The sequence below is a fragment of the Streptomyces sp. bgisy100 genome, assembly GCF_057709105.1.
The window spans coordinates 159,276-176,731 of record NZ_JBYITE010000009.1 but is presented as its reverse complement, the minus strand read 5'-3'; the positions used below and the strand labels follow the sequence as shown (position 1 = coordinate 176,731).

At 71.7% G+C, this 17,456-nt stretch carries 13 protein-coding genes; 5 read left to right on the top strand and 8 right to left on the bottom strand.

Features of this window, described 5'->3' with window-relative positions:
• Positions 1–79 precede the first annotated feature (79 nt).
• Complete coding sequence (locus AC3EQ1_RS09175; RefSeq protein ID WP_432093818.1) at positions 80–532, bottom strand: DoxX family protein; 453 nt, start codon at positions 530–532, stop codon at positions 80–82.
• Between the two features lie 147 nt (positions 533–679).
• On the opposite strand from AC3EQ1_RS09175, the gene AC3EQ1_RS09170 reads away from it, so the two are divergent.
• Positions 680–2,305, top strand: a complete 1,626-nt coding sequence (locus AC3EQ1_RS09170; protein ID WP_432093797.1) for a flavin-containing monooxygenase — start codon at positions 680–682, stop codon at positions 2,303–2,305.
• Positions 2,306–2,529: 224 nt separating this feature from the next.
• Here the strand turns inward: AC3EQ1_RS09170 and AC3EQ1_RS09165 are convergent, their stop codons facing one another.
• A complete protein-coding gene (locus AC3EQ1_RS09165) occupies positions 2,530–3,495 on the bottom strand; it encodes a Vgb family protein (RefSeq protein WP_432093796.1) in 966 nt (321 codons plus the stop codon).
• Positions 3,496–4,100: 605 nt separating this feature from the next.
• On the opposite strand from AC3EQ1_RS09165, the gene AC3EQ1_RS09160 reads away from it, so the two are divergent.
• The 3 genes from AC3EQ1_RS09160 (at position 4,101) to AC3EQ1_RS09150 (ending at position 8,310) form a co-directional block, all read left to right on the top strand.
• On the top strand, positions 4,101–6,326 hold the full coding sequence (locus tag AC3EQ1_RS09160) for an acetate--CoA ligase family protein (protein ID WP_432093795.1): 2,226 nt from the start codon (positions 4,101–4,103) through the stop codon (positions 6,324–6,326).
• 310 nt (positions 6,327–6,636) lie between these two features.
• Entirely contained in the window at positions 6,637–7,455 is an 819-nt protein-coding gene (locus AC3EQ1_RS09155; protein ID WP_432093794.1) for an enoyl-CoA hydratase/isomerase family protein, read from the top strand.
• 135 nt (positions 7,456–7,590) lie between these two features.
• Complete coding sequence (locus tag AC3EQ1_RS09150; RefSeq protein WP_432093793.1) at positions 7,591–8,310, top strand: flavin reductase family protein; 720 nt, start codon at positions 7,591–7,593, stop codon at positions 8,308–8,310.
• A gap of 282 nt (positions 8,311–8,592) precedes the next feature.
• Here AC3EQ1_RS09150 and AC3EQ1_RS09145 read toward each other — a convergent pair whose 3' ends face one another.
• The 4 genes from AC3EQ1_RS09145 to AC3EQ1_RS09130 all read right to left on the bottom strand — a co-directional run bounded on the left by AC3EQ1_RS09145 (position 8,593) and on the right by AC3EQ1_RS09130 (position 13,685).
• Positions 8,593–9,660: a Zn-dependent alcohol dehydrogenase gene (locus AC3EQ1_RS09145; RefSeq protein ID WP_432093792.1), complete on the bottom strand. Its 1,068-nt coding sequence runs from the start codon at positions 9,658–9,660 to the stop codon at positions 8,593–8,595.
• Between the two features lie 95 nt (positions 9,661–9,755).
• The gene (locus tag AC3EQ1_RS09140; RefSeq protein WP_432093791.1) at positions 9,756–11,228 is read right to left on the bottom strand and encodes an aldehyde dehydrogenase family protein; all 1,473 of its coding nucleotides are present in this window, start codon (positions 11,226–11,228) and stop codon (positions 9,756–9,758) included.
• A complete protein-coding gene (locus AC3EQ1_RS09135) occupies positions 11,219–12,400 on the bottom strand; it encodes an acyl-CoA dehydrogenase family protein (RefSeq protein ID WP_432093790.1) in 1,182 nt (393 codons plus the stop codon). Before AC3EQ1_RS09135 ends, AC3EQ1_RS09140 begins: the two co-directional genes overlap by 10 nt.
• A 361-nt stretch (positions 12,401–12,761) precedes the next feature.
• Complete coding sequence (locus AC3EQ1_RS09130; protein WP_432093789.1) at positions 12,762–13,685, bottom strand: SDR family NAD(P)-dependent oxidoreductase; 924 nt, start codon at positions 13,683–13,685, stop codon at positions 12,762–12,764.
• 389 nt (positions 13,686–14,074) lie between these two features.
• Here AC3EQ1_RS09130 and AC3EQ1_RS09125 point away from each other — a divergent pair, with 389 nt between their 5' ends.
• A complete protein-coding gene (locus AC3EQ1_RS09125) occupies positions 14,075–15,001 on the top strand; it encodes a cyclase family protein (protein WP_432093788.1) in 927 nt (308 codons plus the stop codon).
• Between the two features lie 281 nt (positions 15,002–15,282).
• Here the strand turns inward: AC3EQ1_RS09125 and AC3EQ1_RS09120 are convergent, their stop codons facing one another.
• Both AC3EQ1_RS09120 and AC3EQ1_RS09115 read right to left on the bottom strand, forming a co-directional pair.
• Positions 15,283–15,747, bottom strand: a complete 465-nt coding sequence (locus tag AC3EQ1_RS09120; protein WP_432093787.1) for an ATP-binding protein — start codon at positions 15,745–15,747, stop codon at positions 15,283–15,285.
• Positions 15,748–16,206: 459 nt separating this feature from the next.
• Positions 16,207–17,310 carry an acyl-CoA dehydrogenase family protein gene (locus AC3EQ1_RS09115; RefSeq protein ID WP_432093786.1) on the bottom strand — a complete coding sequence of 368 codons (1,104 nt, stop codon included), beginning with the start codon at positions 17,308–17,310 and terminating at the stop codon, positions 16,207–16,209.
• Positions 17,311–17,456: the final 146 nt, after the last annotated feature.

Genomic DNA, 17,456 nt, shown 5'->3' with positions numbered 1-17,456 from the left:
GCTTCGACGGGTCGGGACTCGGCGGCTCGCGACTCGGCAGCTCGCGACTCGGCGGCCTGCGGGCCGTTCGGCCGACGCGTCACAGGAACAGCCCCCACGCCCCGTCGAGCGACCAGGACTGCCAGCTCACTCCGGTGAAGGCAACGAGCGAGATCAGCGCCATCATGGAGTTCTGCCCCTGCTCGGCCCAGTCGTGGATCATCAGCAACAGGTAGATCAGATTGAGCAGCAGCCCTCCGACCAGCGCGACCGGCGTGAGGAAGCCCAGGATCAGCCCCAACCCGAGGGCCAGTTCGGCGTGGACGACGACATTCGCCATGAGCTTGGGGCGCGGGGCGACGACCACGTCGAAACCACGTCGCACGAAAGGCCAGCGGTGCTGCGCCGCGACACTCCCCGCCCAGGCTATTCCGGTTCCGCGTTCGAACCAGCCCTTCTTGTCCTTATGGCGCCAGCTCTCCAGCCACCACAGGCCGAGGCCGATGCGCAGCACGGCAAGCCATTCGGTTCCGCTGAGGAAGATCGTCCGCACTGGCCCCACCCCTCCACAAATCTGACGATACGTCAGTTCAGCTGATCCGGGCGCCCGGCGCAAGAGGTTGCGGACCGTGATCAATCCGTAACGCGTTCGGTATCGCTTTGACGTACACGCGTCAAATGCGGGGCTACGCTCACGAACATGCCCGACATCACCCCCACGACGCCCACGGCCCGCACGACCTCTACGCACCGTTCCCCCGTGTACGTCATAGGTGGCGGGCCGGGCGGCCTGGCCACCGCTGCGGCACTGGGCGAACAGGGGATACGTGCCGTGGTGCTGGAGAGGTCCGACGACGTGGGCGGTGCCTGGCGCGGGCACTACGACCGGCTCGAACTGCACACCACACGGCGACTGTCGGCCCTGCCCGGCTTCCCGATCCCGCGCTCGTACGGACGGTGGCTCGGCCGCGACGACATGGTGCGCTATCTGGAGCAGTACGCCGAGCATCACCGGCTGGAGATCGTCACCGGCGTCGAGGTCTCCAGGATCGAACGGCGGGGCTCCGCGGCTCACGCTGCTCAGGAGGCTGGTTCCGCACCCGAGTCGGACTCCACCCCGGGCGCCGGGGCGGGAACCGAGGCTGGAACGGGGACTGGAACGAGGGCTGGGGCCTCGGCGAATGCGGCCTCGGGCTCGGGCTCGGGCTTCGCTCCGGGACCGGGCGCCCCTTCGACGTCGGATTCCGCATCAGGGCCTGGCGCCCTTTCGACGTCGGGTCCGGCACCTACGCCCGATTCCGCTTCGATGCCGGACCCCACCTCGGCGCCGGGCTCCGACTCGGGGCCGGACTCCAGCTCGGGGCCGGACTCCAGCTCGGGGCCGGGCTCCAGCTCGGGGCCGGAACCCGACGGCGACGCCGGACCGGGGTGGCTGCTGCGGGCGACCGGAGGACGGGAACTCACCACCGATGCCGTCGTCGTCGCCACCGGCTTCAACCACACCCCGTATGTCCCCGACTGGCCCGGCCGGGACGCCTTCGGCGGAGAGGTGGCGCACGCGAGCCGCTACCGCAATGCCGCCCCCTACCGCGGTCTGGACGTCCTGGTCGTCGGCAGCGGCAACACCGGGGCAGAGATCGCCGTCGACCTTGCCGAGGGCGGGGCGTCCCGCGTACGGCTCGCGGTGCGCACCCCGCCGCACATCGTGCGCCGTTCCACGCTCGGCTGGCCCGCACAGCGGACGGGCATCCTCGTACGCCGGTGGCCGCGCCCCGTGGTGGACGGGGCGGCGCGCGCCGTCGCCCGGCTCTGCGGCCCGGATCTCACCCGGCACGGGTTGCCGCGCCCGGACACCGGGCTCGCCACCCGGGCCCGGGACGGTGCGATCCCGGTGCAGAACGTGGGACTGATCAAAGCAGTACGCTCGGGGCGGGTCGAACCGGTCGCGGCCGTCCACTCCTTCGAGCACGACCGGGTGATCCTCGCGGACGGCGCCACCCTGGCCCCCGATGTCGTCATCGCGGCCACGGGGTGGCGGCGCGGGCTGGAGGAGTTGGTCGGCCACCTGGACGTACTGGACCAACGCGGCCACCCCCATTCCCACGGCCGTCGGCCGGCCGCTCCGGGCCTCTACTTCACCGGCTACACCAACCCCATCAGCGGAATGCTCCGCGAACTGTCCATCGACGCAGGCAGGATCGCGCACGCCGTCCGGCGGGAGGAGGCCCGGCGGGAACTGAGCGAGCGACGGGCCGTCCGCCAGGGGCGGCAGGGACGGCAGCGACGCACGCCCCGGTCCGCGCCCCCACGCGCCCAGGAAAGCTGATCACCCTCTTCCGCGCCCTCCACTCACCACTCCGCACCCGCCGGTGCGGCCTCAGGGGCGGTGCGTCAAGGGCGACAGGCGGTGCGTGGTGGCCGACGCGTGGTGGCCGACGCGTGGCGGCGGGTGCGTCGGGGGCGGTGCGTCAAGGGCGGTGCGCCGCGGGCGGTGCGCCGCGGGCGGTGCGCCGCGGGCGGTGCGCCGCGGGCGGTGCGCCGCGGGCGGCGTCATGATCGGCGTGTCCCGGGCGGCGTCGTGGGCGGTGCGCTCGGGCGGGGCAGGGAAGCAGGGTCGAGCCGGGCGAGGGCGCCCGTCTCCAGCGCCGCCCAGATCGCGCCGTCCGGCCCCTGAACCAGGCCATGGGGCTCGGACGACGGGGTGGGCAAGTCGCACTCCGCCAGTTCGCCGTCGGCTCCGATCCACCCGATGCGGTTCGCGCCCCACTCGGTGAACCAGCAGCCGCCGTTGGCATCGGCCGTGATGGCGTGGGGGCGGGCTTCGGGGTCGGGCAGCGGGAACTCCGTGATCCCACCGTCCGTCGTGATGCGGCCGATCCGGCCCGCGCCGATCTCGACGAACCACAGGGCCCCGTCCCCGCCGGCCGTGATCCCCACCGGAGCGGACCCTTCCGTGGGCAGGGGAAAGACCGTGATCCGGCCTGCGGTGGTGATGCGGCCGATGGCGTTGGCCTGGTTCATGGTGAACCACAGCGCCCCGTCCGGACCTGCCGTGATGGCGGAGGGAAACGCGCCGGCGACCGGCAGCGGGAACTCGCTGACCTCCCCCTCGGTGGTGACCCGGCCGATCCGGTCCGCGGCGGTTTCGGTGAACCACAGGGCACCGTCCGGCCCGGCGACGATGCCGAACGGCCCGGCCTCCGCGGTGGGCAGCGAGACATGGCCGACCTCACCGTCAGCCGTGATGCGGCCGATCCGGTGAGCTCGGTACTCGGTGAACCACAGCGCACCGTCGGGACCGGTGGCGATGACCGTCGGCCCGCACGACAGCGGGTCCAGCGCGAACTCGACGCCATCGGCCCCCTCCTCCTCCGCGGCCGAGGGCGACACCGAGGACGCAGGGCCGTCCAGCGGCGGGGCGAGACGTCCGATCTTCCCGGCGTGCACCAGGGTGAACCAGAGCGCACCGTCGGGACCGACCGTGACGGCGTACGGCCCGGCCGCCCCGTCCGACACCACGAACTCCCGGACCGGGACCCCAGTCGGGCCTGCCGGTCCTGCGGAACCCGGGCCGGCGGCCGATGTGGCACCCGGGCCGGCGGCAGATGTGGCGGCCGGTCCCGGGGGTGAGTCAACGGCCGGACCTGGAGGCGAGCCGACAGACGACCCCGGAGGCGAGTCGGCAGCCGTACCCGCGGTCGAGCCGACGGTCGACTCCGCGGGCGAATCGACGGTCCTGCCCGGAATCGGGTCGAGGGACGTGGCAGTGATCGGGTCTGCATGCGAGGCGTCGGTTGCGCCGGGCGCCGGAGAGGCGGACCAGGTGGCGGATGGGCTGGGCGTGGCGTCGTTCATGTGGCGTGCCTTCGTTCGAGTGGCGTTACGGTCATCGAAACGTCCGAGACGCCGGCAGAGTTGCGAAGCCCGCGAAGCCCGCGAAGCCCGCGAAGCCCGCGAAGCCCGCGAAGCCCGCGAAGCCCGCGACAGCGCTACCGGATCTCCTCAAGGTCGACTTTTTCCCTGCAGCCCTGTTCCTGACTACGCATCAGTTGCGTAATCTGACTGAGCGTCAGTTTGTCTGGCGGCGTCCTATCGGCCATCGAGCAGGAGCGGGCGAGACGATGCTTGGATCGACTCATGGCACCCTGACCACGCACTCCCGCCCGGCCCGCGTCGCGGCCTGCGGTGAACACTCCCGGACCACGGTCCACGAGACAGCGGATCCGGGCAAGGGCACCGACGTCAGTGGGCGCCCCCTGCACCTGCCCGTTCCCGATCTCGACCGCTTCTTCCGGCCCGAGTCCATGGCCGTGATCGGCGCGTCGGACAGCCCGGGCCGCCCCAATGCGGGGATCACCCGCCGGCTCCTCGACTGGTCCGAGCGGGTCGGCGCCCGCCTCCACCCGGTCAACCCGAGCCGCCGCACCGTTTACGGGCTGCCCTGCCACCCGTCCGTGTCGGAGCTGCCGGGCCCCGTGGACCTCGCTGTCGTCCTGGTGGCCGACCCCCTTCCCGTGATCGAGGAACTGGCGGCGACGAAGGTCAGGTTCGCCGTCGCCTTCGCGTCCGGCTTCGCGGAGACCGGCGACGACGGGGCCGCCGCGCAGAACCGGCTCGCCGCGGCCGTCCAACGTTCCGGCCTCCGGCTGCTCGGCCCCAACACCAACGTCAATGCCTTCGAGGAGTTCCGGCAGGACCTCACGGGCCCCGCGATCGCCCTCATCACCCAGTCCGGCCATCAGGGCCGGCCGGTCTTCAGCCTTCAGGAGCTCGGCATCCGGCTCTCCCACTGGGCACCGACGGGCAATGAGGCCGATCTGGAAACCGCGGACTTCATCTCCTACTTCGCCTCACAGCCCGAGGTCGGCGCCATCGCCGCCTATGTGGAAGGGCTGAAGGACGGCCGCAGCTTCCTGCTGGCCGCCGACCGGGCCGCCCGTAACAAGGTGCCGGTCGTGGCCGTCAAGGTCGGCCGGACCGCGACCGGAAGCCGGACGGCGGCCTCCCACACCGGCAAACTGACCGGAGCCGACGAGGTCGTCGACGCGGCCATGCGGCAGTTCGGCGTGATCCGTGTCGACGGGCTCGACGAGCTCCAGGACACCGCCGCGCTCCTTGCCCGCGCACGCCCCCCGCAGGCCGACGGCGTGGTCGTGTATTCGATCTCCGGGGGCACCGGTGCCCACTTCTCGGACCTGGCCGCCGCCGCGGGCCTTGAGCTGCCGACGCTGTCCGACGCCAAGCAGGCCGAACTGCACCAGTGGATACCGGACTACCTCGACGTCGCCAACCCCGTCGACAACGGGGGCCACCCGGTGGGCGACTGGCGCGGCCGGAAAATCATCGACGCGATCCTCGCGGACCCCTCCGTGGGTGTGCTCATCTGCCCGATCACCGGCCCCTTCCCGCCTCTGAGCGACAAGCTCGCTCAGGATCTCGTCGACGCCGCGGAAGCCACGGACAAGCTGGTGTGCGTCGTCTGGGGATCGCCGGCCGGCACCGAGGACGCCTATCGCACCACTCTCCTCGGCTCCTCCCGTGTCGCCACCTTCCGCACCTTCTCCAACTGCATCACCGCCGTCCGGTCCTACCTCGGACATCATCGCTTCACCGCGCACTACCGCTCCCCCTTCGACGACGCCCCACGGACGCTGTCCCCCTCGGCCCGCAAGGCCGAGCCCCTGCTGCAGCCCGGCAGGGAACTCAGCGAGTACGCCGCGAAGCAGCTCCTCCGGGCCTACGGGATCCGGGTGCCGCGCGAGCAGTTGGTGACCAGCGCGGCCGCCGCCGTCCGGGCCGCCGGGCCCGTCGGCTATCCGGTCGTCCTGAAGGCCTCCGCCCCCCAGCTCGCCCACAAGACCGAACTGGGGCTGGTCAAAGTCGGGCTGACCTCGGCCAGTCAGGTCCGGGACGCCTATCGGGAGCTCACCGACATCGCCCGGTACGAACGGATCGACCTGGACGGTGTGCTGGTCTGCCAGATGATCGAGCGGGGAGTGGAGATGGTCGTGGGCGTCACCCACGACAGCCTCTTCGGCCCCACGGTGACGGTCGGGCTCGGCGGGGTGCTGGTGGAGGTCCTGCGGGACACGTCCGTCCGGGTCCCCCCGTTCGGCGAGGACCAGGCCAGATCCATGCTGCGCGAGCTGCGCGGGCACGCCCTTCTGGAGGGTGTGCGCGGAGCCCCTCCCGCGGATGTGGACGCCCTGGTCGAGGTGGTGCTGCGCACCCAGCGGCTGGCGCTCGAACTGGGCGACGGCATCGCCGAGCTGGACATCAACCCGCTCGTGGTGCTGGAGCGGGGCCAGGGCGCAGTGGCGCTCGACGCCCTGGTCGTATGCCGGTGAGCGAGCGCGCCCGCGCAGCGGCGGCATCCGGACCGGTGCTGCGTGTGCCACGGCCCCCGCAGGAAGCGCCCGGGACCGGGCCGACCGGCCCCGCACACCGCTGCCTTCCGTATTGCCGCCCCCTCTCCAGGTGCGGGCCGGGACCGAGACGCCCCGCCGCGGCGGCCGGCGCACCGCGCCTTTCCCGCCCCCCGCGCGGGAAAGACACCTCACCGGCCGCCGCGACGAACCCGGGTCGCCCCGCGCCCGCCCCACCGTCCGAGCGACGAGCCGCCACCACATTCCCCACCACCGACCAAGGAGCTTGCGCATGAGTGCCTCCCCCGAGAAGTCCGTGGAGACAGGTGTACTGCACGCCACTGACAACGGGGTCTCGTGGATCACCCTCAACCGCCCCGAGGCACTGAACGCCATAGCCCGGGACCAGCGGGAACGCATCATCGCGCTACTTGAAGCGGCCTCCTCCGACCCCGCCGTGCGGGCCGTCGTCATCACCGGCTCCGGCCGGGGTTTCTGCTCGGGTGCCGATCTGCGCGGCGACACGGCCGCACCCGAACGGGAACGCGTCGCAGGCGATGTGGCCCGGACGATCCGGGGCGGCGCCCAGCGGCTCATCGCGGCCGTCCTCGACTGCGAGAAGCCGGTGATCGCCTCGGTCAACGGCGCAGCCGCCGGCCTCGGCGCGCACCTGGCTCTCGCCTGCGATCTCGTCCTGGCGTCCGAATCGGCCACCTTCATCGAGGTGTTCGTGCGCCGGGGACTCGTGCCGGACGGAGGCGGCGCCTACCTGCTGACCCGTCTGGTGGGGCCGCAGCGGGCCAAGGAGCTGATGTTCTTCGGAGATGCCCTGTCCGCGACCGACGCCGAGCGTCTGGGCCTGGTCAACCGGGTGCTTCCCGCGGCGGCTCTGGAGAAGGTGACGCGCACGTGGGCCGAGCGTCTGGCGGCGGGGCCCACGCGGGCCCTCGCTCTCACCAAGCAGCTGGTGAACGCGTCACTCGACGACAACCGCACCTCGGCGTTCGCCGCGGAGGCCGCCGCCCAGGAGAGCAACATGACGACGCTGGACGCCGGCGAGGGGGTGGCGTCGTTCAGGGAGCGCAGGCCACCGTACTTCCGGGGCCGCTGAGCGGGTGAGCGGCTGCCGTGCCGGCGAAGCCGATGCTCCGCCCCGGGAACGAAAGCCCGCCGCACGGGCAGTACCCGACCCTTCTCATCTGACGATGCATCAGTTTCAATGGTTCTCATGATGGGACATGCGGGCATGGCTGCCACCGTCGTGCGTTATCTCCGCGCGACCGGCTCACCGACCTCCGAGCATCCGGTCGATCCCCTCCCTCGCCCCGACCTGCGCGCCGTCCGGGACGGCGAGCGCCCACCCATCGATCCCGCGGACTTCCGTCGCGTCCTGGGCGCGTTCGCCAGCGGCGTCACCGTGATCACCGCCCCCGCACCCGCACCCGCACCCGCAGCCGCAGCCGCAGCCGCAGCCGCCAACATCCTGCCCTGCACGGACGGCCGCCGGTCGACACCACAGGACGGCGCAGGCCCCGCTCCGCGGGGAGAAGGCGGACCGGCGGCCTTCGCATGCCAGTCGTTCGCCTCGCTCTCCCTCGCCCCGCCGCTGGTCGCCTTCATGGTGGCGCGGACGTCCACGACCTGGCCCCGTATAGCCCGGGCCGGGGTCTTCTGCGTCAACATCCTGGGCGCGCATCAGGGTGCACTGTGCCGGAACTTCGCCGTGAGCAGCGCCGAGCGGCCGGACAAGTTCGCGGGTGTGGCCCACGCCCCGTCGCCGGTGACGGGCTCGCCGCGGCTGGACGGCGCGCCGGCGTGGATCGACTGCACGATCCACGCCGTGCACACGGGCGGCGACCATCTGATCGTGGTCGGCCGCGTCGAGGCGCTCGGCACCGACGACGCCGCCGCGGCGGAGGGCCCGCTGCTCTTCCACCGCGGGGCGTTCGGGCGCTTCACCGATTGACCGGTACGCGTCGCGGAACCCCCCGCGGCGCCGGCATCCCCCAGGCCGGCTTCCGGGGCGGACTTTCAAGCGTTCCCCAGGCGGCTTCCGGACCGTCCTCGGCGCGTCTCCACGGATCTCGTGGCCGCGCGATTCCGGGTGGCATCCGGCAACGGCCCGCGCCCGAGGGGTGCGAAGATCCCGGGAGAGCCTCTGCCGGGACACCGTACGCCGAACCGGCCCGTCACCCTCCTCTCCGCCCCCTCGCGCGGCGGTCCTCGAACGCCGGCCGCCGCCGACCGCTCAGAACGTCAGCACCCCGCGCGCCACCCGGCCGTGCCGGGCGTCGTCCGCCGCCTTGGCGAAGTCCTCGACCGGGTAGCTCCGGCTGACCAGTTCGTCCAGCATGAGGCGGCCCGCCCGGTACAGCTCCGCGTAGAGCGCGATGTCGCGCTGTGGCCGCGACGACCCGTACCGGCAGCCGAGAATCGACTTGTCGAGATACATCGAGGAGACGCGGAAGGATGCTTCGGCATCGGCGGGCGGCACACCGAGGAGCACAGCCCGGCCGCCCCGGTCCAGCAGGTCGACGGCCTGCCGGATGAGCTCGGTCCTTCCCACGCACTCGAAGGTGTGGTCCGCGCCGGTGGGGAGGATGCGCCGGACGGCGGCGACGGTGTCGGGCGCGGCGGAGGCGTCGATGAAGTGCGTGGCACCGAACTGCCGGGCCGCTGCCTCCTTCTCGGGGTTGGCGTCCACCGCCACGATGGTCAGGGCACCCGCCATCCGGGCGCCCTGGATGACGTTCAGCCCGATCCCGCCGGCCCCGATGACGACGACACTCTCGCCGCGCCCCGTCCCGGCCCGGTTGAGCACGGCCCCCACACCGGTCAGCACTCCGCAGCCGATGAGGGCGGCCGAGGTGAAAGGGATCTCCGGGTGGATCTTCACCGCCTGGACGGCCTTGACGACGGTACGTTCCGCGAAGGCCGAGTTGGAGGCGAAGTTGTGGAGCCGTTCCCCGGCCCGGGAGAACGGCCGGCCGGGGCGCCCGATGGCCGCGCGGCACATGGTGGGCCGGCCACGGTCGCAGTCGGCGCACGCACCACAGTTGGCCAGCGTCGACAGCGCCACATGATCTCCGGGACCCACATGGGCGACGCCGGGGCCCACGGCTTCGACCACCCCCGCGCCCTCATGGCCGAGAACGACCGGAACCGGAAAGGGAATGGTGCCGTCCACGACCGACAGATCGCTGTGGCACAGCCCCGCCGCCCGCACACCGACCAGCACCTCGCCCGGCCCTGGGTCGCGGACCTCCAGGTCGTCGACGACCCGGGTCCGCCTGCCGTCGAAGATCACACCTCTCATGGCTGCTGTTCCCTTCAGGAAGGCCGGACGTCACGGGGTGGGGCCAGGTCGGGCCGAAGCCGGACGAGGCCGCGAACGGGTCAGGGGCCGAGGAGTCAGGAGGGCCAGACGACGGACTGGAGCTCGCTGTAGGCGTGGAGGCCGAACGATCCGCCGTCCCGTCCGACGCCGCTCTCCTTGAAGCCGCCGAAGGGCGTCTCGGGGTGGCGCTGAACCGTGTTGATGCCGACATTGCCGCTGCGCAGCCGCGCCGCGAGCCCCCAGGCCCGTCCGGCGTCGGCGCTGAACACATAGTCGTAGAGGCCGTACGGGGTCCCGTTGGCGATCCGGACCGCCTCGTCCTCGTCGTCGAACGGGATCGCCACCACGACCGGTCCGAAGAGCTCCTCCTGGGCGACGGTCATCTCCGGTGCGACGTCGGCCAGGAGTGTCGGGGCGACGAAGAAGCCGGTGGGGAGCGCCGGCCGGGTGCCGCCCACGACGAGCCGGGCCCCCTGACGGACGGCCCCGGCGATGTACGCCTCAACCCGGTCCCGCTGCGCGGCGGAGATCAACGGGCCGACGACCGTGGAGTTATCCACAGGGTCCCCGACGGTCAGTGCACCGGCGTACTGTCGGAGACCGGCAACGACCTTCTCGTACAGCGATCGATGGACGAGAACGCGGGTCGGTGCCGTGCAGATCTGACCGCTGTGGAACGACCAGGTGGTACCGACCGCCCGGATCGCCGACGTGGCCACCCTCTCGTCGGCGTCCTCCAGCACGATGGCCGCGCCCTTGCCGCCCAGCTCCATCAGGGTGCGTTTCATCGTGTCGCCGGCGGACTGGGCGATCCGCCGCCCGACAGCGGTCGAACCGGTGAAGCTGATCATGTCGACATCCGGGTGCGCCACCAGCGCCTCTCCGGCCGCCGCACCGGAGCCGGTGACGACATTGAAGACGCCATCGGGCAGCCCGGCCTCCTGGAGCAGAGGGCCCAGCTCCAGGCAGCCCAGCGGGTCCTGCGGGGCCGGCTTGGCGACGACCGTGTTGCCCATGGCCAAGGCGGGTGCCACTTTGCCCGCGAGGTTGACGATCGGAAAGTTGTAGGAGGTGATACAACCCACGACACCCACGGGGCGGCGGACGGCGGCGGCGCCGATGAGCCCACCGGGCGCGAGCGGACTCGCCTTTACGGGCTGCGGGGCGAGCGGCACGGTGTCCGGCTCCACGGCACCGCGCGCGTAACGCCGGAACCGGTCGGCGGCGGTGGGGACCTGGAGGGTTGAGGCGACGTGCAGGGTGGCGCCCGTCTCGGCCTGAAGGAGCGGCACCAGGTCCTTGCCGTGCTCGACGAGCAGATCCGCGATGCGGTCGAGCACGGCGGCCCGCTCGCGGGGATCGGTCCGTGCCCAGTCCTCGTACGCGGCCCGGGCGGCGGTGACGGCTCGGCCGACCTGTGCACCGTCCGCCTCGGGGGCTCGGCCGACCGTTTCCTCCGTCGCCGGATTGATCACCGGGTAGTGGCCGTTGGCGGACGCCCGCCAACGGCCGCCGATCCAGTGCCCGTAGTGCGTCTTCACAGGCATCCGCGTGACTCCTTCGGGAGGCCGAGGACTCGCTCGGCGATGATGCCGCGCTGGATCTCGTCCGATCCCCCGTAGATGGTGTCGGCCCGGGTGAACAGGAACAGATGCTGCAGCGCGTCGAGTTCGTACGGGCTGTCCGCCGACCAGTCCGACGGTCCGGCTGTCGCCGCCGCGCCCCGTACCTGCATGGCGAGTTCGCCGAGCCGCTGATGCCAGCGGCCCCACAGCAGCTTGGCGACGCTCGGCGCACCCGGGGCCGTCCCTGCGGACGATCCGAGGGTGCGCAGGGCGTTCCAGCGCATGGTGTGCAGCTCGGCCCACTGCCGTACGAGGCGGTCGCACAGCACCGGATCCCGGAGGGCACCGGTTCGGGCGCCCTGCCGCAGCACCCGGTCCAGCTCCTCGAAGAAGCCGATCTGCTGGACCAACGTGGAGACACCGCGCTCCAGGGCGAGCAGCCCCATGGCGACCCGCCAGCCGTTGCCCGGGCCGCCGACCAGGTGCTCGGACCGCGCCGCGGCACCGTCGAAGAACACCTCGTTGAACTCGGCCGACCCCGACATCTGACGGATCGGCCGCACCTCGATCCGCCCCGGCTGGTCCATGGGAACCAGCAGGAAGGAGAGGCCGTGATGGCGTTGTGAGTCCGGGTCCGTCCGCGCGAGCACGAAGCACCAGTCGGCGTCCCGGGCGAGGGACGTCCAGATCTTCTGCCCGGTGATCCGGTACGTCCCGTGGGCCGGGTCCCGCACGGCGACGGTGCGGATCCCGGCGAGGTCCGATCCCGCGTCCGGCTCGCTGTAGCCCTGGCACCACAGTTCCTCACCGCGGGCGACGGCGGGCAGGAACCGTTCGCACTGTGCCGCGTCGCCATGGGCGAGCAGCGTGGGAGCCAGCAGGTTCTCCCCGATGTGCCCGACCCGGCCGGGTGCCTGCGCCCGGGCGTACTCCTCCGCCCACACCACTTGCTGGGTCACCGAGGCGGACCGGTTGCCGTACTCCCCCCGCCAGCCGAGCCCGACCCAGCCGTCCGCGCCGAGCTCACGCTCCCAGCGCCGCCGCACCTCCGGCTCCCCACCCGCCGCGGCGTATTCGCCGGCCAGGTGCTCCCGAAGCCATGCGCGCGCCTCTTCGCGGAAGCAGTCGTCCTCCGCACCGAAGCTGAAGTCCACGCCGTCTCCCCTCGCCCACGTCGTACGGGGTCTGCGTTCTGCCGGGCTCGCGACTGCACCGCGGGGCACCGGTCACCCGGCGCGCCGTGCCGCGTCGCCCGACCCTGCGCCGGCCGACTCCGCGTCGCGGGCTGCGCTTTGCTCCTTTCGCCGGACCGCTCCTGCCCGCGCATCGGTGAGCACGGTGCGTTCGAATGCGCGCCATTCCGCTCGCTCCGGTGCGTTCGGTGCGCGCCGTTCCACTTACTTCGGTGCATGCCGTGCGCGCCGCGCCGCTAGCTCCGGTGGCCCACTCCGGACCGTCTCTCCGCCGGGTGCCCCGATCGGTTGCGCCCCGGCCGAGGTCGTCAACCCACCGGTGTCACGTGCCGGGACGGGCGTTGGGCCGGTCCCGGCCGGCCGCCGCGGCTGCCATCGCCTCCAGCTGGGCGAGCATCGGCATCGGGTCGGTCCCCACCGAGCCGGGCAGGAAGTCCGCGATCCGCTCGGGAGTCCAGGCACCCTCGGCATAAGCGGCCCGCAGTTCACGTGGCTGCGCCCACACCGCGATCTTGGGGCCGGCCACGGTATAGACCTGACCGGTGATCTTCTCCTGCCGCGCCCGCTCGCTCAGCAGATAGACGACGAGAGCGGCCACGTCCTCGGGCTCCCCGATCTCCTTCAGCTCCATCGGCACGTTCGCCGACATGCGCGTCCTGGCCACCGGGGCCACACAGTTCGCCGTCACCCCGTACTTGTGCAGTCCCAGAGCGGCACTCCGTACCAGCGAGATGACACCGCCCTTGGCCGCCGCATAGTTGGCCTGGGCGACGCTTCCCTGGTGGTTGCCGCTGGTGAAGCCGATCAAGGTACCCGTGCCCTGGCGCCGCATCACCGCCGCGGCGGCACGGAAGACGGTGAACGTGCCCTTGAGGTGAGTGGCGACGACCGGGTCCCACTCCTCCTCGCTCATGTTGAAGAGCATCCGCTCCCGCAGAATGCCCGCCACGCACACGACGCCGTCCACCCGTCCGTACTCCGCGAGGGCGGTGTCGACGATCCGCTGTCCGCCGGCCATCGTCGAGACGTCGTCGGCGACGGCCACTGCCTCGCCACCGGCCGCTTCGATGTCCTTGACCACGGCTTCGGCGACCGCGCTGCTCGGATCGCCGCCCTCGATCGACACCCCGTAGTCGTTGACGACGACCCGCGCGCCCTCGGCAGCACAGGCCAGAGCAACGGCCCGCCCGATCCCGCGGCCGGCGCCCGTGACGGCGACCACCTTGCCGGCCAAGAAGTTCCCCACGCCGCGCCCCTTCCCGCAGTTTCTGACGAACCGTTAGATTCTGAGCAGAGGCGGCGTCGAACACAAGACCCGTACCTCAGCGATCCGGCTCCGCCGCACCGAGCGCACCTCCGGAGCCGGGACGTGAACCGAGCATTGAGCAGCGACCGGGAGCCACTGCACCGTCGAGGGCACAGCACAACTGGAGGCACAGCACGGCCGGCGAACGGGATCCCTGGGAGGCCACGGCGCCCCTCACCGCTCCACACCCGCCCCATCACCGACACCAGAAGGGCGCACCGAGCGCACCTCCGGAGCAACCGCCGCCGGGCCGACGGCGGTTGCTCCGGACCCTCAGCCCTTCGATCACCGGCAGGCCCGGCCTTACACCGACCCAAGAAGGAGACCTCGTGCCCCTGCCACCGGAGTTTCACGACATCGCCCACCGGGTCAACAACTGGGGCCGGTGGGGCGAAGTGGATGAGACCGGCACACTCAACCTCATCACCGACTCCGTCGTACAAGCAGCCGCGGCCGCCGTCCGCAGCGGCCGTCGGGTGCCCTTGGCCCTCCCGCTCCAGCAGGACGGCGTGCAGACGGGCCTCATCCCGGGCCGGGTGAACCCGCTGCACACCATGGTTGCCGTGAACCTGGAGATGTTCGGCCCCGGCACCGTAGCCACCAGCGACGACACCGTCACCATGGCCCTTCAGGCGGCCACCCATTGGGACGGCCTGACGCATGTCTCGCACTCGGGAAAGATCTACAACGGCCGCCCGGCAAACACGGTGACCGCCCACGCGGGCTCGGCGTTCAGCGGCATCGAGAAGGCGCGGCACATCGTCTCCCGAGGGGTCCTGCTCGATGTCGCCCGCGCGCACGGCCGAGAGCGGCTCGACGACGACCACGCCGTCACCCCGGAGGACCTGGAAGCCGCCGAGGAACTGGCGGGCACCACCGTCCGGTCCGGGGACATCGTGCTGATACGCACCGGTCAGGTCCAGCGGTACCTGGCCGGCGACAAGCAGGGGTACGCGTTTCCGTCTCCCGGGCTGTCGATCCGCTGTCCGGAGTGGTTCCACGCCCGCGACGTGGCGGCCGTCGCCAATGACACCCTCACCTTCGAGATCTTCCCACCGGAGATCGAGAACCTGTGGCTGCCGGTACACGCGCTCGACCTGGTCGAGATGGGCATGTTGCAGGGTCAGAACTGGAACCTGGAGGAGCTGTCGGAAGTCTGCGCGGAGGAGGGGCGCTACGCGTTCCTGCTGTCCGCGATGCCGGAGCCGTTCGTGGGAGGCACCGGCACCCCGGTCGCGCCCGTGGCACTGCTGTGACCAAGAGCTGTGACCGCCAAGAACAGCGGCGATCGGGACGGAGGAAGTCCGGTCGGGTGGCGGCGCGCTCATGCGCGCCCCGAGCACGGCACGGCGGACCGCCACCCGGCTCCGGTGCTCAGCCCTGCAGTTGAGCAGGGGCTCGCGGCGAGCACCGGACCACGACCCGCACTCGCCGAGGACCAACAGCACACGCCCTCGACGTCCCCTCGCGACGAATCGCTCCCACAAGGGTGATCAAGTGAATACGAGTCGTCAACACCTGATCTGAACTTTGCGACCTATGCCCCATTTGAAATGGCGCATTGGGGTTCATACGCGGCCGCGCTCAGCGACTGACAACGGTCGATCTCACACCAGATACTCTTGCCCGCCCCCTCCGGCTCCCAGCCCCAGCGGTCGGCAAGGCCGTCGACGAGCTCCAGGCCGCGACCGTTGGTGTCGCCACCGTCCGCGTGCCGCGGCATCGGCGCCCGGGCACTGCGGTCGGCGACCTCGACCCGGACGGTCTCGGCCCCCGTGTAGTCCGTATCGGCATCCGGCAGGAGCATCCTCAGAACCGCCGGACAGCCGGTGTGCACCACAGCGTTGGTGACCAGCTCGGAGATCAGCAGGATCAACGTCTCGGCCAGCGGCTCATCGGGCCGTATGCCGGATCGCGCGAGGCGCGATCGAGCCCATCTCCGAGCCCGCCCCACCTCCGCGGGGTCGGGCCGCACCTCCAGCTGAACCTGAAGCACCTGCACCGCTCACACCATCCGAACCGGCGGACACATCGCCGCGCGCCTCCATGTGATCACGGAACGTGATCCCAACGGAGAACAGCATGGTTGCCGTACGGTTACCCCAACAAGCGCTTCGGGCATATTCCGGCGCAAAGGAGTATGCGTACTGCATACTGTGCGACACGCGCTGCGGCGACTCGAACAACGGGGCCCGGAACGCCCCCACCGGGCGCGAGCAAGGTGCCTTCGCTCCCCCGGGAGCCTCGCCGCATCGGCCGCACCGGGGTTATTGCGCATCGGAACCACTCGCACGCATGGGAGCGTACCGGAGGCCGGTGACGGCTCCCCCTTCTCACGAGTCACGTCTCGGACACAACCCGGTATCAACACTGAGTGACGAATCCGGTTGGACCCATCAGGCATTTCCCCGATGTCCAACAGCGGGCGACATCACCACCCGTCGGCTCTCTGCCAGTCGCCCTACCGGCCGGCTGCCGGCTCGGCCTCCACCAGGGACGCCGCCAATGCCTCCTCCGCGGACGATTCCGACAGCCACTGGCCCGCCCGCAACCATGCCCGCTTGAGGTGCAGATGCACCTCGGACTCCCAGGTGAAGCCCATGCCGCCGGACACCTGCAGGCAGTCGCGTGCGTTGCGCACGGCGGCTTCGTCGGCCAGCAGCTTCGCGGCGGCGATGTCATCACCGTCACCCGTGACGGCGGCGGCGTACACGGCGCTCCGTGCGAGTTCCGCCCGCACCAGCATGTCGGCACACAGGTGCTTGATCGCTTGGAAGGCCCCGATGGCCTGTCCGAACTGTCGCCGCTCGCGCGCGTGCAGCACGGCCGCCTCCACGGTCCGCCCGGCGCTGCCGAGTTGCTGTGCGGCGGTGAGCAGTACGGCTTCCCGGCGCAGTTCGGCTGCCTGGCACCTCGGCGAGCCGAACTGTGTCGGTACACCGTCGGACGCCAGCGCCGCTGCACGGCTTCCGGGGGAATCAGCGCCTCCCCGGACGACGCCCCTGCTTCCGGCAGCCGCCTCGTGCCGGTGAAGCGGTGTCAGCGGATCCACCGAGCGGAGCGGGCGGGCGGTGATCCTGTCCGGTAACAGCACTGCGACAGCCGTTCCGCCGATGACGAGTACCGCGTCGGCACTGCTCAGATGCTCCACGAGGGCATCGGCCCCCGCGACGCCCTCGACACCCACGACACCCTCGGCCTCCCCGGCCCGCACGGCGCCCTCGGCCTCTCCGGCTTCCCCGACCCGCACGACCCGCATAGCCCGCACGGCCCGCACGGCACCCTCGGAAGGGCTGCCCTCCATTTCCTCCTCGGGGGGGATCCCGTGCGGGCCCCCGTCCATCGCGGTGACGATCACTTCGCCGGTCGCCGCGCCCTCGACCAGCCCTGCCGCCAGATGCGTGGCCAGGAGCGGTCCCGGTACCAGCGCTCGCCCGGCTTCCTCGAAGATCAGCACGGCCTCCGGCAGCCCCAGCCCCGCACCGGCTCCACTCGGGTGCTCCTCCGGCAGACGCAGCCCGAAGAACCCCACGGCGCCGAGATGCCTCCAGAGTTCCCGGTCCACCCGGCCCCCGGCCCACTTCGCCCCCGGCCCCTCGCTCCCGCGCCCATCCGCACAACTCCCCGAACCGCCGGGTCGAGCCGCCGGAACCGCCACGCCCCCGGGCCACTCCGCCACCGACCCCCTGTTCCCACTCCCATCCGCACAGC

What these genes read in the sequence shown, in the direction of transcription:
- AC3EQ1_RS09150 (WP_432093793.1), top strand. Translation starts at nt 7,591, where the DNA reads ATGGCTGCCACCGTCGTGCGTTATCTCCGCGCGACCGGCTCACCGACC.
- AC3EQ1_RS09140 (WP_432093791.1), bottom strand. Translation starts at nt 11,228, where the DNA reads ATGCCTGTGAAGACGCACTACGGGCACTGGATCGGCGGCCGTTGGCGG.
- AC3EQ1_RS09145 (WP_432093792.1), bottom strand. Translation starts at nt 9,660, where the DNA reads ATGAGAGGTGTGATCTTCGACGGCAGGCGGACCCGGGTCGTCGACGAC.
- AC3EQ1_RS09160 (WP_432093795.1), top strand. Translation starts at nt 4,101, where the DNA reads ATGCTTGGATCGACTCATGGCACCCTGACCACGCACTCCCGCCCGGCC.
- AC3EQ1_RS09170 (WP_432093797.1), top strand. Translation starts at nt 680, where the DNA reads ATGCCCGACATCACCCCCACGACGCCCACGGCCCGCACGACCTCTACG.
- AC3EQ1_RS09155 (WP_432093794.1), top strand. Translation starts at nt 6,637, where the DNA reads ATGAGTGCCTCCCCCGAGAAGTCCGTGGAGACAGGTGTACTGCACGCC.